Below are 14089 nucleotides of genomic sequence, written 5' to 3' on the forward strand. Positions count from 1 at the left end.
CGACCAGTCCTGGGGGCGAGGGTCCTCCCGCCGACTCAGTCGGCGTCGTCGAGGAGTAGGCCGCGCAGGACGCTGCGTACCGTCGTCGCGAAGAGGTCGTGGGGCGCGGACGGTGACGGGTCGGTGACGGCGGCGACCAGGTTCGGGTACGCCGCCAGGTCGGTGACGGCGAAGCCGACCGGCGGCGCGGCGGTCTCCTGCCGGGCGAACAGCGACGTCACCCCGGTCATCATGGCGATCGCCTCGAACTTGGTGGTGGTCGCGGCCGGCACCGGCCGCAGGACGGCCAGGCAGTGGTCGAACCAGGCCAGGCTCTGCGGGCCGGGGGCGGTCGGCCGGGGCAGGACCTCCACCAGCCAGGGGTGCCGGCGGTACAGGTCGAGTTGCCGCCGGGCGAGGCGCAGCATGGTGTCGAGCCAGTCGTCGCCGGCCTCCGGGTAGGGGCGCAACTCCCCCGCCGCCCGGTCGACCATCAGGTCGAGCAGGTCGTCGCGGGAGGACAGGTAGCGGTAGAGCGAGCCGGCGCCGGTGTGCAGCGCGGCGGCGACCGCCCGCATGGAGACCGCGCCGATGCCGTCGGCGTCGGCGGTCGCGATCGCGGCGGCGACGATCTCGTCCCGGGTGTGTGTCGGAGCGGGCCCGCGCTGCCCACGGGCTGGCCGGGACCAGATCGGGGTACGCGCTGGCTCGTCGGGTGAGGTCACCGCTACACTCTAAAACTGCAAACGGCGTTCGCAGTTTTGCTGGGGAGGACGACATGCAACAGCACTGGACCGAGCAACGGGTGCCGGCGGCCGACGACGCCGAGATCGTGCTCCACTCCACCGGCAGCGGCCCGGGCATCATCGTGGTGCACGGCGGCGGCGTCACCATCGAGGTCTACCGCCGACTGGCGGTGCGGCTGGCCGACCGGTTCACCGTGCACCTCTACAACCGTCGCGGCCGGGCCGACGCGGCGGCCCGCGCCGAGCCCTACGACGGCGAGCAGGACGTCGACGACCTCGCCGCACTGCTGACCGCCACCGGGGTCGGCAACGTGCTCGGCCACAGCGGCGGCGGCTTCGTGGCCCTGCGCGCCGCCGCCCGTGGACTGCCGATCGACCGGCTCGCCCTCTATGACCCGGCGGTCCAGGTCAACGGCTTGTTCCCCCTCGACTGGGTGCCCGCCGCCCGGGCGGCGGCACACGCGGGCGACATCGCCCGAGCCATGGCGCTCACCGGGGCCGGCCTCAACACCCAGTCGGCCACGTCGCGCCTGCCACTGGCCGTCCAGGTGGCCATCTGCCGGCTGTTCCTGCGTACGCCGATCGGGCGCACCATGGGCGACCTGCTGCCGACCACCCTCGACGAGAGCGCGCTGATCCAGCAGCACGACAGCTCGCCGCAGCGGTGGGCCGGCATCACCGCCGAGGTGCTGCTGGCCTACGGCGGCAGCGGGCCGCCGTACTACCGGCCGACCAACGAGGCACTGGCCCGGGTCATGCCGCACGCCCGCACGTTGGCGGTGCCCCGCGCCGGCCACGACGCGCTCAACCGCGCCCCGCGACACCTGGTCGACGCGCTCGCCGACTTCTTCGCCACCCCGGTCACCTCGCAGCAGGCCCACTCGTGACCCGACGGCGGGCCGGCCTCAGCCGTGCGACGCGGCCGACGCCGGCCCGCCGCCGAGGAAGCCCTCCAGGGCTTCGGTGAACCGCGCCGGCTGCTCCTCGGCGGCGTAGTGACCGCAGTCGTCGATGATCGCCTCGGTGACGTCGTCGGCGGCCAGCCGCATCGTCCGGGCGACCAGTGCGCCACTGTCGAGCGCACCGCCGATGGCGAGCACCGGCAGCGTCAGCCGGGTCTTCGCCCGCCGTTCGTTCTGCGCGATCGTCTCGTCCAGCGCCCGGTAGTAGCCGAAGCTGGCCCGCAGCCCGCGCGGGTCAGCGACGAGCCGCCGCCCGCCCCGGGACTAGCCGTGCCGGTTACGCCGACCCCGCCCTCACCGACCGGTGAGCACCGGCGACGTGATCACCGACAACTCCAGCACGGCCGGCACCGCCGCCACACCCGGACCACCGGCCCGAACCCAGGCGACCAGATCAGCCACCACGGCGTCGTCGGCGACAAGCCCGAACCAGACCGGCCGCGCACCGCGGCGTCGCGCGGCCGGACCGGGGTGCACCACCATCACGTTGGACTGCGCGCACACGTCCAGGCACAGACTGGTCCGCACCCGATGATCCGGCTCCAGGGCCGCTCGCAGGCCGTCGAGCTGCGCGTCGTGATCGACCGTCGGATGCTTGGTCCGGCTGCCGCAGCAACAGTCCCGGCACACCGTCACCGTGCAACCCTCGGTCAAGCCCGTTCCTCCCGTAGTGCCCCCTCACCACGGTAGCCGCACCTCCGCCTTCGACCTCGGCCCAGAACTCGTCCGCGACGATCCACGGGGTTGCCCACCCCTCCTCATGCGGCTACTGGCCCGTACGTCCGTCGATGCATTCGCGGAGCAGGTCCGCGTGGCCACAGTGCCGCGCGTACTCCTCGACCATATGGATCAGGATGTCGCGGACGCTGACCTGCTCGCCGTTGGCCATGCTGACCATCGTGCCGAGATCGGTCACCGAATCCAGCCACCTGTCAGCCATCGCGATCTGTTCCCGCCAGGTGGTGAACGCGTCGTCCACGACGTTCGGGTCAGCCACCGCACCGTCGAAGTCCAGGTCGTGTTCCTCAGTCGACCAGTAGAGCCGAGGCGCGTCCAGGTTGCCCTGCAGGGTCCGGTAGAACCAGTTGTGCTCCACGGCGGCCATGTGGCGGAGCAGGCCGAGCAGGCTCATCGTCGACGGCGGCACCGATCGAGAGGCCAACTGCTCCGGTGAGAGATCTTCGCACTTCATGCCCAGCGTCAGGCGATAATTGGACAGATATTCACGGATGGTCGCCAGTTCGCCCACGGGGCTGACGGCGGACCTGGGGTCCGCTTCGGGTTCGGCCCACATGCCGTTGTAGCCGACTTTCCGCTGACTGGTCATGCGTGCACCCTCCCCGATGGCTGCAACCCTGCCAACCCCGCCCGCCCCGAGAGCTGTCAACGCGTCCAGAAGGTCGCCGGAAGGGCTTCGACGTCGGTCGCGGACCGTTCGAGCAGTGCCGCGATAGGCAGCAGAGCGGTCCCCGCAGCATCCCCGGCGTCGGCCAGGTGTCGGATCACTCCCGCCTGCCGTCGGGCCCGCTGCGGCACGGCGGCGGCGAACCCACCCCGGTCACCCTCGTAGCCGTACGCGTCGAGCAGCAGACGCAACCGGCGGGCCCGCTCGCGCAGGTCGCCGTCGCCCAACGGGCTGCCGTCGCGCGGTGAGGCCAGCGGCACCCAGGTCAGCGCGGAGAACGCCAGGTCCCACTCCCGCGACGACGGGCCGGCGGTGTCCCAGTCGCAGAACCCGACCAGCCGGTCACCGTCCACCACCGCGTTGTAGGGGGACGCGTCCTGGTGCCCGACGACCAGCCCGGGGCCCATCGCGCGGCCGACGAACCAGCACTCGTCCGGCGGCGGCGTGAAACCGGCGGTCAGGTCGTGGACCCGGCGCAGCCACCGGCCGACCTGCACCAGCATCGCGTCGGCCGCCGCCCAGTCGGGCCAGGGCTCCCGGCCGCCGATCGTCTCCCCCGGCAGATAGCTGAGCATCTCGCGCCCCTGCTCGTCGAAGCCGAGCGCGCGGGGGGCGGCGTCGAACCCGGCATCCTCCAGATGCCGCAGCACCGCGTGCACGGTGGTCGTCCACCGCGACGCCCGCTTGTGTACGACACCATCGATCAACACGGCACCCGTGGTGTTACCGCCGGGCAGCACCTCTTCACGCATCTGCCCGGTATACCGGGCGTCACGACGCTGACGACACCGAATTTCGTCCGACCGGACCCGACCACGACCCGACTGTCCCACCCTTGTGGTCGAATCCCGGCATGCACATCGTCGTCTGCGGAGCGCTCGTGGTGAATGAAGCGGTCCTGCTGGTGCACCGCAGTCCGGCCCGCCGGGCGTACCCGGATCTGTGGGATCTGCCCGGGGGCCACGTCGAGGCGGGCGAGTCCGAACGCCAGGCCCTCGCCCGTGAGCTGTGCGAAGAGGTCGGCGTCGAGATCGTCGCGGAGTCCTGCTCCCGGCTGGGCGAGCTGCGGTCCGGCAGCGGCGAGGACGCCGTACACGTGGGTGTGTGGCACGTCGGAGCCTGGCTCGGCTCGCCCACCAACCGTGCGCCCGACGAGCATGACGACCTCGCCTGGGTCGGGCTCAGCGAGCTGGGCGGCCTCCCCCTCGTGCACAGCGGCCTACCGGCGCTGCTCCGCGCCCTGGACCGGCCGCCCGCCTCACGCCTGATCGAGGAGGTGGCGTGACGGCAGGTAGTCGATCTTCGTGTCGGCGTAGACGCCGAGCGTGCCGTCGTCGAGGCACCTCAGGCCGACGCTGACCCAGCGCACCTCGCCGTCGGCACCGAGCGCGTAGCCGACCGCGACGGCGAACTCCTCACCCCCGCAGGGGCAGGAGCAGGACTCGTGACCGGTCCCGTCCCAGTAGTCGGCGCTGTCGCCGATGAAGGCGACCGCGCCGCAGGCGAGGCAGGTCCGCCGGGTCGCCTCCTCCTCGTCGATGTCGACGCGGAAGGCACGGCCGTCGCACCCGGCGCACCGGGACTCCACCACCGTGGCCACCGGGTAGCCGCCCGCCGCGAAGTAGCGGAGGTAGTCGGCGAGGTCGTCGACGTTCTCCCCGCGCCACAACTTCCCGGACCTGTCGAGTGCCATCCCGGCATTCTGCCTGGTGCGGGCGGTGCGTCGGCGAGCGGACGACCCTCGTGCAGCTCAGACCCAGGTGGTGGCCAGCCAGATCGCGACGGCGGCGGTCACCAGCAGGACGATGTTGAGCCCGATCTGGCGGGTCTCGCCCCGGGACAGGTGCACCGCGATGCCGCCGACCTGGATCAGGACGAACCCGACGGCCGCCGCGACCGCGAGCCAGGGTGCGATCCCGGTCAGCGGCGGCAGGATCAGGCCGGCCGCGCCGAGTACCTCCAGCACCCCGATGGTCCGGACCAGCGGCATGGGTACGCGGTCGACCCAGCCCATCATCGGCCGGAGCTGCTCCCGGCTCTGGGTGGCCTTCTTGCCCCCGGCGTAGAGATAGAAGACGGCCAGCAGGGCGGCGATGATCCAGTAGGCGAGTGTCATGACGGATCCTCCAGCTCTGAACACGATGGTTACGAGAAGGAACTAGCCACATCATGTGTCAGTATCGGAGGGCTTACAAAAGGCACACGGGTGTGCGTAAGGCACAGGGGGTGGTCATGTCGCAGTACGAACACACCTGCATGATCCGGGGCGACGGCGGCCGGACCATCCGGGCGATCCTGGACCGGATCTGCAACAAATGGACGTTGCTCACCGTGGCGACGCTCGACGCGGGCGCACTACGCTTCACCGAGCTACACCAGCAGATCCCCGGCATCTCCCAGCGCATGTTGACGCTCACCCTGCGCCACCTGGAGCACGACGGCCTGGTGTCCCGCACGGCGTACGCGCAGGTCCCACCCCGGGTGGAGTACGCACTGACCCCCACCGGCAAGAGCCTCATCCCGCCCGCGCTGGCCCTCGCCGGCTGGGCCATCGAACACGTCCCCCACATCGAGGCGAACCGAGCCCTCCACCAGACCCCGCCGGAATGACAGACCCCCGCCAGCCCCGGGCCGACGCGACACTGCAGGTGCGGCACCCAGCGGGCGAGATGTCGCCACCCGCCGGTGACGCTGGTGGTTGACGCAGGCGCGCGCCTCGCCGGTGGCGCTCAGCCGCAGACACTCGTCACGACCGTCGCGAACTCCGCACGTCATCGTCGTCGGGGCTGCACAGTGGAGAGAGGCTGACAGATCGCAGCACGGGCTCCTACCGGGAGCGCGGCGTTCTCTGTGGGAGACCCACGCGGGGGCGGTCGAGTGTGGACGGATTTCCCGTGGCGCTATGGTCGGCGAATGTCAGACAGCCGCTGCTCGCCGGGAAGCGCCCCCGGCGGGAAGCCTCCCGCGCTGCAAGGGGTCGGCCCGGTCCTGGCCGTGGTCGTCGCCGCTGCCGCCCTGGCAGGGGCAGCGGCCTGGGCGGCGGTACCTGCCAAGCTGAGCGTCCACGGAGAATTCGTGGATCTCTCGGTCTACCAGTACGGCGGCCGGTTGGTCCTCGACGGTATGCCGCTCTACGGGTCCCGCGACCCGGCGACCAACCTGCGGTTCACCTATCCGCCGTTCGCGGCCCTGGCGATGGTGCCGCTGGGTCCGCTGCCGTTCTGGCTCGCTACGGCGTTGTGGACTGCGGCCTCGGTGGCCGCGTTGGCCGGGGCCGTCGCGCTGGTGGGCCGCGCGCTCGGCCACCCCGTGGCAGGGTGGCACGTCGCGCTGCTGACCGTGGGTGCGCTCGCTCTGGAGCCGGTGTGGCAGAACCTCACGTTCGGCCAGATCAACCTGTTGCTGATGCTGGCGGTGCTCATCGATCTGGTCCATCCGGAACGACGCTGGTCCGGCGTCCTCGTGGGCATCGCAGCCGGGGTGAAACTGACCCCGCTCGTGTTCGTCGTGCTGTTGGTGATGGTCGGTCGCCGTACGACGGCAGGGCGGGCGCTCCTGGCTTTCGCCGGTACCGTGGCGATCGGGGTCGCGGTCATCCCGGGCTCGGCAAGGGCGTACTGGACCGAGAATCTCTTCTCGGCGGGCCGGGTGGGTCCCCCGCAACTTACCCACAACCAGTCGGTGTTCGGCGTACTCACCCGGCTGCTCGACGCTCCGCCGCCGAACCTGCTGTGGCTTGCGGTCGCCGGGCCGCTCGCTGCCGCGGTCGTGGTCATCGGCGCCGTGTGTTGGCGACGCGGCGATCGGGTGCTGGGCACCGGCCTGGGAGCGTTGGCCATGTTGCTCGCTTCGCCGATCTCATGGTCCCACCACTGGGTGTGGGCCGTTCCGGTCGGGCTGGCGCTGTGGCAGCACAACCGATGGGCGGGCCTCGCGTGGATCGCGGTCTTCGTGGCCCGTCCGTTCCTATGGCCACCGTGGGGTTGGCGCCGCGAGTACGAATGGACCCCGGTGGAGCACGTCGTCGGCAACGCCTACGTCCTCGCCGCCCTCGCCGTGTCCGTCGGGGTGGCGGTGGCGCTCGGCCGTCGGGTCGGCCCGCTCGCCCGGCGACCAGATGACGGTGTCGCCCGGCGACCAGATGACGGTGTGGGACGCCAGGATGGCCGGTCGTTCACCGGCCACCCTGGCCCGTCCGGTGGATGATCGCCAGGCCGCTAAGGCACACGGGTGTGCGTAAGGCACAGGGGGTGGTCATGTCGCAGTACGAACACACCTGCATGATCCGAGGCGACGGCGGCCGGACCATCCGGGCGATCCTGGACCGGATCTGCAACAAATGGACGTTGCTCACCGTGGCGACGCTCGACGCGGGCGCACTACGCTTCACCGAGCTACACCAGCAGATCCCCGGCATCTCCCAGCGCATGTTGACGCTCACCCTGCGCCACCTGGAGCACGACGGCCTGGTGTCCCGCACGGCGTACGCGCAGGTCCCACCCCGGGTGGAGTACGCACTGACCCCCACCGGCAAGAGCCTCATCCCGCCCGCGCTGGCCCTCGCCGGCTGGGCCATCGAACACGTCCCCCACATCGAGGCGAACCGAGCCCTCCACCAGACCCCGCCGGAATGACAGACCCCCGCCAGCCCCCGGGCCGACGCGACGCCACCCGCCGGTGACGCCCGGATGAGCCTGGTGTCGGCGTTCGTACCGATCTGGGTCCTCACCGTGGTCGGCTACGCGGCCTGTCGTGGGGGCCTGCTGGGCGCGGCGGGAGCGTCGGTGCTCGGCCGCTTCGTGTTCCATCTGGCGATGCCGGCCGCCCTGTTCCTGGCCCTGTCCCGGATGCCGCTCTCCGGGCTCGCCGGCCGCCCGCTGCTCGCCTTCGGGGTGAGCACGGCCGCGGTCGTCGGGTTCGGGTGGGTCGGCGCGGGCCGGCTGTTCGGTCGCGAGCCCGGCGAACGGCCCCTCTGGGGCATGGCCGCCGGCTACGTGAACTCGGCGAACCTCGGCATCCCGATCGCCACGCAGGTCCTCGGCGACGTGTCGTTCCTGGCGCAGGTCGTGCTGCTGCAGGTGCTCGTGGTGACGCCCGTGATCCTGATCGCCCTGGACCGGCACAGCGACCCGGCCGGGCGGGTACGGGTCCGTCGTATCGCCTCCCTGCCGGTACGCAACCCGGTGATCCTGGCGTCGCTGCTCGGTGTCGCGTGCTCGGCCGCCGACCTGCACCTGCCGTCGGCGGCCGGCGCGTCGCTCACCCTGCTGTCGGGCGCCGCGGTTCCCGCCGCCCTGGTCGCGCTCGGCGCGTCGCTGCACCACACCGCGCCCTCACCGGCAGAGCCGGCCGAGCCCGCCGCCCTGGCCGTGATCACCGCGCTGAAGCTCGTCGCGCAACCGGTCATCGCGTACGCGGCCGGGCTGGCCCTGCACCTGTCCGCGCCGCAGGTGCTGGCTGTGGTGGTATGCGCGGGCCTGCCGACGGCGCAGAACACGTTCATTTTCGCCCAGGAGTACGGCGTCGGCGAGGCGGTGGCCAACCGGGCGGTGGTGCTGACCACGACACTGTCGCTGGCCACCCTGGCCACGGCAGCCGCACTGCTCGGGTAGGTCCGCGTCGGCGATGTGGTTGCCTCGACAGCGGAGCTGCCCACCATCGTTGAGGCAGTGGGCAGCCCACGCTACCTGTGGATCAGAGGTTGCCGCCGCGGTTGAGCCAGGCGCGGACTGCGCCTTCGCGGTAGACGACGAGGTAGTCGGCCTTCCCGTCGCCGGGTTGAATGCCGGATGGCCGGTCAGGCCCCGGCGCTCGCGAGGTTCGGCACTCCGTCTTTGACGCCGCCGACGAAGCCCGTCCGGCCAACGGCCGACCCTCTGCCATCGGAGGGCCGGCCGTGCCGCATCGCGGTCGTCAGGTGCCGTTGGAGACGTAGATTGAGTAGCGGGTGACGTCGGTGTCCGTGCCGTCCGCCTTGTGGCCGGTCACCGACAGGGTGTGCGTCTCGAAGTTCTGCGTCGGCGTATAGGTGATCGACGCCCTCCCTTGGCTGTCAGCCGGCACGTCGGTCGACGGGCCGTCGTCGATCTGCCAGGAGAAGGACACGATTCCCGCAGTGCCGCCGCTGAACTCGAAGGTGCCTGGGACACCGGCACCGCCCGACCAGGTGCCGCTCGGATACTGGGCGCTCACGACGTAGGGTGCATCGCCGACCGTGAAGTCGTAATCCGTCACGGGCGAGAGTTCGCCGCCCGCCGTCGAGCTCCGCACGTGCAGCGTGTTCGTACCGTTGCGGTCGAACGGCACCGCGACGCGCGTCGCCGTACCGTCGGCGTTCGCCGGCAGGATCTGCTCCGGGCCGTCGTTGACCCGATAGTGGTACTCGGTCACCTCGCCGAACAGTTGGGTACTGAAATAGAAGTACCCGGTCCAGCCGATCCCCACCCGGGACCAGTCGTAGGTGCTGTAAACGGCGACCTTGTTATCCCGAACGCTGAACGGCGCGATCCGCAGGTCCGATTCGGTGCCGTCCGGGCCGATGCTCGTGACCCGCATGTCGTTGTAGCCCCACGAGCCCGGCGTGTACGTGACCGTCGCGGTGCCGTCGGGACCGGCCTGGATGGTCTCCTCGTCGGCACCGTTGAACGAGTAGCGGTAGGAGGCGACGTCCGGCAGCCCCGGATGGAAAGTGAACGTCATGGCCCGACCGACGGTGCCGTCGCCCTCCGGCGTCTGCGTGACCACCGGGCCGGACCAGATGCCGAACGTGTAGGTGGTGGCGGGCGAGCGCGTACCGTCCGCCAGCAACGCCTGAACGACCACGGTGTTGTCGCCGGCGTGCGTCGGCGTGACCGTGATGAGAGCGTACGGATTGCCCTCGGTGGGCACGGTCTGCTCGGCGCCGCCGTCGAACCGGTAGACGAACCCGGTCAGGTTCGGCAGTTGGCTCTCCAACTCGACACTCAGCGGCACGCCGACGCCGTCCCGGCGCGGCCAGCTGTGCAAATCATGGGCGTAGGCGGTCGGGCGGGTGTCGATGATGTTGAACTGGTGGTTCGCTTCCATCGACGTGGAACCGTCCGCCCGCACCGACCTGACGACCATCGAGTGCCAGCCCGGCGTCGCCGTCCATGGCAGTACGGCGGTGTCGTCGTCGGCTGCCGGAACGGTCTTCCACTCGTCGTCGAGGTTGTACTCGTAGGCGACGACATCGTTGCTGTGCGGGGTGAACCGGAACGAGCCGACCTTGCCCGCGACCTGGTCGGTGTCCAGGTTGAACTCCGCCGACTCGACGCCGGGAGCGTCGGTGACCCAGACCTGCAGGGTCTCCTGCCCGATCAGCTTGTTGTTGGCGTAGCTCCGGACAGCCACCTCGATCAGGCCGGTGGCGGTGAACGTGACAGGGCCGGTGGCCTTGCCGTCGACCGCCGGGAGGCGGACCTCCGCGCTGTCCTTGAGCTGGTACCCGAACGCGGTGGTCTCGGGCTTCGAGGCGATGAACGTGATCGTGCTCGGCAGGCCGACGCCCTGCACGACGACATCGACGCGCGGTGCCGTCTCGGCGACCCTGAACCGGTAGTTCTTCTCGGGCCCCCGGTTACCCGCCGCGTCGACGGACGCGACATAGAGGTCGGTGATCATCCGTAGCTTGGGGGTGTACTTCAGGGTCGCCCTGCCGCCCGGGTGCCGGGCCGGAACCTGGCCGGAATACCCCATGGAGTCACGCCAGGTGAACGCGACCACGTCGCGGTCGCCAGCCCCGTCGAAACGGAACGTTCCCTCGATGCCGGTGCCACCGCCGGGGGAGTCACCCTCGGGATAGGTCCGCGACGACACCTTCGGCGGATCGGCCGGTGCGGTCAGATCCATGACCAGGTAGCAGGTCCTGCTCCATGGGCCCTGGTCGTAGTAGTCGCTGGCCTGTGCCTGCCAGGCGAGGACCGTACCGTCGGCGTACTGGCTCAGGTCGGTGCCGTAGTAGTCGTGGAACTCGCGACGCTGGTCGGGATGGTCGACCGGCCAGATCGCGTACAGCACGGTCGGGTGGTCACCCTCGTCCGCATCACTGGGGGTGGCTGAGAAGACCGTGTTCCGCGCCGCCGGCGACGGCTTGGCCAGCGTGCCGCACGGCCGGTCCGGGTACTTCAGTTTGAGGTCCGTGACCGTGGGCGGGTGGTTCACCGTCGCACTGAGCACCGGCTTGTCGAAGGTACGACCGGTCCACCCGACGCCTTCCTGGTCGGCGGCGACCCGGAACTCCAGGGTGATGCTCTTTTCACCTCGGCTGAGCGCCGCGTTGAGCGTGGCAACCATGTCGAAGCCCAGGTAGCTGGGGCAATAGGCGGCGCCGGCACCCCGCTTGGCGGTCAACAGCTTCTCGATCTCGGCCGGCGGACGCAGCCAGGTGGTGTTGCTCTTGACCGGGCGGGTCCGCCACACCTCGATGGTTGCCGGGGCGGAGCAGTCGACGACCGTCTTCTCGTTCGTCCACAGGTATGAGCTGTGGACGACCGTGCCCTTCAGCGCGGTCAGGTCGTAGGTGAAGTAGGAGCGGTAGATGTGCGTCCGGTCGGCCTCGTCGCGGGAGGTTCCGACCGGCGGCGCCACCGCCGCATCGACGACCTTCGCGTCCGGGTTCTGCGAGTCGAGATAGGCCCAGCTCTTCAGCGTCACATCGAACGAGTCGGCGGCCGAGGCTGGAGAACCGGTGGTCACCATGGCTGCCACAACCGCAAGAACCGTCAGCGGTATGGCCGCTCTGAGGCGTCTCATATGGACTTGTACCCTCCCCCGTGGCGGCGTCTCTGTCGACGCCGAGGGCGTCATCGTAGCGAGGGGAGCGCAAACCGTAGGGGCGGTTTTCGACGCCCTCCGGGGTGCGGGACCAGGCAGCTCGGGTGGTGGCCGGCCCCAATGACATGGCCGGCGGGTGTCGGGAATGGCAGATCCCAGGACGACGAGTTCCCGGAACGGGTCACGTCAAATTGTGCGGATCGTGATCAGGTCTTCGAGTCCTGCGAGATCGCTGGCGTTGCGGGTGTAGACGGCGGCGTCGTGGGCGTGTGCGGTCGCGGCGATGAGCAGATCCATCACTCTGGCGCGCGGCTGACGGCCGGTCTCGACGACGCGGGCAGCCAGTCGTGCGTAGCTGTCGGCGATCACGTCGTCGATGGGCAGTGGATCAAATCGGCGCTGGATGGCGCTCAACCGCGCCAACCGGAGTGCCCTCGCCTCGGCGGTCTTGGCGACCAGGACACCGAACTGGAGTTCGGCAAGGCTGGCAACGCTGATGGCCAGCTCACCCGGGATCGGCGTTACGTCGTTGGCGATGAGGACGCTGGTGTCGAGGATGCCCCGACTCACCGCTCGGCCCATGGGTCGGTGACGACACCATCCAGGAGATCCCGATCATCTGCCCAGGCGGGGTCCGTAGGTTGGTCGAACACCCCGGCGAGGTCGTCCCACTCCCGCCAGGTCCGGGGGCTGACCGGGCCGAGCACGGCTGCCGGACGGCCGGCGACGGTGATCGTCAAGCGTTCACCCGCCTGCGCACGACGCACCAGGTCGCTGGCGTTCTGCCGCATCTCCCGAAGCCCCACCTCATGCATACGACCAACGTAGCACATGTGCTACGCGGTGCTGGCGAACCTCACTACGGACAGGCGCACCGCGATGCCGCGGCGGCGGAGGATCTTGGCGGCAGATGGCGCCCTGGAGGGCTGAATTCGCCAAGATCCTCCCGGAACCGACGTTCAGTAGGAGGCGTTGGCGAAGTCGAACTCGCCGTCCTTGACTCCGCCGACGAAGGCCGCCCACTCGTCAGCCGTGTAGACGATCGTCGCCGCGTCACGCGCCTTGCTGTGTCGCACGGCCACCCGACCCGAGCCGTCAAGCAACGGCCCCGCCTCCACACAACTCCCGCCGTTGCTGTCGCTCTTGGTGCTGATGTGCCAGGCAACCGCAGGCAAAGCCTCGTTCATGCCAACTCCTCTGCAATGGCCCCCATCAGGGCGGTGGACTCGTCCTTGCCGAGTGCGGACTTCGACAATCGATCGTACGCACGAAGAAAGCGCTCGGCCTTCGGCGACTCCATGTAGAGCCGGCCGCCGAGTGATTCGACGTAAGCAACCGCAGGGTACGGTTCAGGAAGATGGAAGATCCAGAACGTGCCGTCGAGTCCCTGGTGGAGAGCGACCGACGACGGCATGATCTGGATACGAACCTGCGGTAGGGCCTGGAGTTTCACCAGGTGTGCGAGCTGGTCCCGAAGAACCTGGGCACCACCGACCCGGCGACGCATGACGGATTCGTCGATGACGGTATGAATCGTGATCGGGCGTTCCTTGGAGAGCACTTCCTGGCGGGAGAGCCGCAGCTCGACCCAGCGGTTGATCATCGACTCGGACGCCTCCGGCTCGGCCGCGTTCCGGATCACCGCCTCGGCGTAGGCCCGGGTCTGGAGCAGCCCCGGCACGAGGGTCATGTGAAAGCAGCACACCTTGTCGGCCCGGCCCTCCAGCCACGGGTATTCGATGAAGGACGAGTCGACGACGTCGCCGTAGTCCTCGTCCCAGCGGTCGGTACGCCACACGTCCTCGGCCAGCGCCAGCAGGCGGGCCCGCTCGGCGGCGTGGTGGAAACCGTAGAGGTCGAGCAGTGCGACGACGTCACCCTTGCGGATCGGCCAGTCCGCCCGCTCGTAACGGCCGAGCGCCGACATGTCGCGTTGCAGGTGCTCCGAGACGAGTTTCAAGGTCATTCCGCGTTCTTCCCGGAGTCCGCGGAGTTGTTGGCCGAGCCACTGCGCGCGCAGGGTCCGTATGAACGGCTTGTGCGGCATGATCCACCTCTCGAAAAAGTTGACGAGGCCCGCGAAGGAACCATTGCTCCAGTTCCAGCCCACTGGAAACGTGGCCTTCGGGTGAGGGTGATCACCGGCCCCCGGGGACGCCCGGTGCAAGCGCAGTAACCGCGGCTGTGCCAACAGCCGAGAAGGT

The 14089-nt window shown here is 69.9% G+C and carries 18 protein-coding genes; 6 read left to right on the forward strand and 12 right to left on the reverse strand.

Annotated elements, in window-relative coordinates; all coding sequences use genetic code 11:
- Nucleotides 1-35: 35 nt before the first annotated feature.
- Complete coding sequence (locus JQN83_RS26545; RefSeq protein WP_208569883.1) at nucleotides 36-704, reverse strand: TetR/AcrR family transcriptional regulator; 669 nt, start codon at nucleotides 702-704, stop codon at nucleotides 36-38.
- A gap of 53 nt (nucleotides 705-757) precedes the next feature.
- Between JQN83_RS26545 and JQN83_RS26550 the strand changes: the two genes are divergently transcribed.
- Nucleotides 758-1612 carry an alpha/beta fold hydrolase gene (locus JQN83_RS26550; protein ID WP_208569884.1) on the forward strand — a complete coding sequence of 285 codons (855 nt, stop codon included), beginning with the start codon at nucleotides 758-760 and terminating at the stop codon, nucleotides 1610-1612.
- 18 nt (nucleotides 1613-1630) lie between these two features.
- Here JQN83_RS26550 and JQN83_RS26555 read toward each other — a convergent pair whose 3' ends face one another.
- The 4 genes from JQN83_RS26555 to JQN83_RS26570 all read right to left on the reverse strand — a co-directional run bounded on the left by JQN83_RS26555 (nucleotide 1631) and on the right by JQN83_RS26570 (nucleotide 3844).
- Nucleotides 1631-1825, reverse strand: coding sequence for an alpha/beta fold hydrolase (locus JQN83_RS26555; protein ID WP_208569885.1), 195 nt, complete (start codon nucleotides 1823-1825; stop codon nucleotides 1631-1633).
- Nucleotides 1826-1981: 156 nt separating this feature from the next.
- Nucleotides 1982-2323, reverse strand: coding sequence for a hypothetical protein (locus JQN83_RS26560; protein ID WP_208569926.1), 342 nt, complete (start codon nucleotides 2321-2323; stop codon nucleotides 1982-1984).
- 130 nt (nucleotides 2324-2453) lie between these two features.
- Nucleotides 2454-3014, reverse strand: coding sequence for a DinB family protein (locus JQN83_RS26565; protein ID WP_208569886.1), 561 nt, complete (start codon nucleotides 3012-3014; stop codon nucleotides 2454-2456).
- A 56-nt stretch (nucleotides 3015-3070) separates the two neighbouring features.
- Complete coding sequence (locus tag JQN83_RS26570) at nucleotides 3071-3844, reverse strand: phosphotransferase (protein WP_208569887.1); 774 nt, start codon at nucleotides 3842-3844, stop codon at nucleotides 3071-3073.
- A 101-nt stretch (nucleotides 3845-3945) separates the two neighbouring features.
- Between JQN83_RS26570 and JQN83_RS26575 the strand changes: the two genes are divergently transcribed.
- Complete coding sequence (locus tag JQN83_RS26575) at nucleotides 3946-4377, forward strand: NUDIX domain-containing protein (protein ID WP_208569888.1); 432 nt, start codon at nucleotides 3946-3948, stop codon at nucleotides 4375-4377.
- On the opposite strand, the gene JQN83_RS26580 is transcribed toward JQN83_RS26575, so the two are convergent.
- Nucleotides 4351-4785 carry a hypothetical protein gene (locus JQN83_RS26580; protein ID WP_208569889.1) on the reverse strand — a complete coding sequence of 145 codons (435 nt, stop codon included), beginning with the start codon at nucleotides 4783-4785 and terminating at the stop codon, nucleotides 4351-4353. The genes JQN83_RS26575 and JQN83_RS26580 overlap by 27 nt on opposite strands.
- Before the next feature lie 57 nt (nucleotides 4786-4842).
- The gene (locus JQN83_RS26585) at nucleotides 4843-5208 is read right to left on the reverse strand and encodes a DoxX family protein (RefSeq protein ID WP_208569890.1); all 366 of its coding nucleotides are present in this window, start codon (nucleotides 5206-5208) and stop codon (nucleotides 4843-4845) included.
- A gap of 116 nt (nucleotides 5209-5324) precedes the next feature.
- Between JQN83_RS26585 and JQN83_RS26590 the strand changes: the two genes are divergently transcribed.
- The 4 genes from JQN83_RS26590 (at nucleotide 5325) to JQN83_RS26605 (ending at nucleotide 8704) form a co-directional block, all read left to right on the forward strand.
- Nucleotides 5325-5702: a winged helix-turn-helix transcriptional regulator gene (locus JQN83_RS26590; RefSeq protein WP_244253275.1), complete on the forward strand. Its 378-nt coding sequence runs from the start codon at nucleotides 5325-5327 to the stop codon at nucleotides 5700-5702.
- A gap of 465 nt (nucleotides 5703-6167) precedes the next feature.
- Nucleotides 6168-7298, forward strand: coding sequence for a glycosyltransferase 87 family protein (locus tag JQN83_RS26595; RefSeq protein WP_208569891.1), 1131 nt, complete (start codon nucleotides 6168-6170; stop codon nucleotides 7296-7298).
- Nucleotides 7299-7348: 50 nt separating this feature from the next.
- On the forward strand, nucleotides 7349-7726 hold the full coding sequence (locus JQN83_RS26600; RefSeq protein ID WP_244253275.1) for a winged helix-turn-helix transcriptional regulator: 378 nt from the start codon (nucleotides 7349-7351) through the stop codon (nucleotides 7724-7726).
- Nucleotides 7727-7780: 54 nt separating this feature from the next.
- Nucleotides 7781-8704 carry an AEC family transporter gene (locus tag JQN83_RS26605; RefSeq protein ID WP_208569892.1) on the forward strand — a complete coding sequence of 308 codons (924 nt, stop codon included), beginning with the start codon at nucleotides 7781-7783 and terminating at the stop codon, nucleotides 8702-8704.
- A 301-nt stretch (nucleotides 8705-9005) separates the two neighbouring features.
- Here the strand turns inward: JQN83_RS26605 and JQN83_RS26610 are convergent, their stop codons facing one another.
- The 5 genes from JQN83_RS26610 to JQN83_RS26630 all read right to left on the reverse strand — a co-directional run bounded on the left by JQN83_RS26610 (nucleotide 9006) and on the right by JQN83_RS26630 (nucleotide 13932).
- Complete coding sequence (locus JQN83_RS26610) at nucleotides 9006-11765, reverse strand: hypothetical protein (RefSeq protein WP_208569893.1); 2760 nt, start codon at nucleotides 11763-11765, stop codon at nucleotides 9006-9008.
- 306 nt (nucleotides 11766-12071) lie between these two features.
- A complete protein-coding gene (locus JQN83_RS26615) occupies nucleotides 12072-12455 on the reverse strand; it encodes a PIN domain-containing protein (RefSeq protein WP_208569894.1) in 384 nt (127 codons plus the stop codon).
- Complete coding sequence (locus JQN83_RS26620; protein ID WP_204957158.1) at nucleotides 12452-12700, reverse strand: type II toxin-antitoxin system Phd/YefM family antitoxin; 249 nt, start codon at nucleotides 12698-12700, stop codon at nucleotides 12452-12454. Before JQN83_RS26620 ends, JQN83_RS26615 begins: the two co-directional genes overlap by 4 nt.
- A gap of 144 nt (nucleotides 12701-12844) precedes the next feature.
- A complete protein-coding gene (locus JQN83_RS26625; RefSeq protein WP_208569895.1) occupies nucleotides 12845-13072 on the reverse strand; it encodes a DUF397 domain-containing protein in 228 nt (75 codons plus the stop codon).
- Nucleotides 13069-13932 carry a helix-turn-helix domain-containing protein gene (locus JQN83_RS26630; RefSeq protein ID WP_208569896.1) on the reverse strand — a complete coding sequence of 288 codons (864 nt, stop codon included), beginning with the start codon at nucleotides 13930-13932 and terminating at the stop codon, nucleotides 13069-13071. The genes JQN83_RS26625 and JQN83_RS26630 overlap by 4 nt, the downstream gene beginning before the upstream one ends.
- Between the last annotated feature and the right edge of the window lie 157 nt (nucleotides 13933-14089).

Origin of the sequence: Micromonospora antibiotica (assembly GCF_017599305.1) — a bacterium.
Classification (GTDB): Bacteria; Actinomycetota; Actinomycetes; order Mycobacteriales; family Micromonosporaceae; genus Micromonospora; species Micromonospora antibiotica.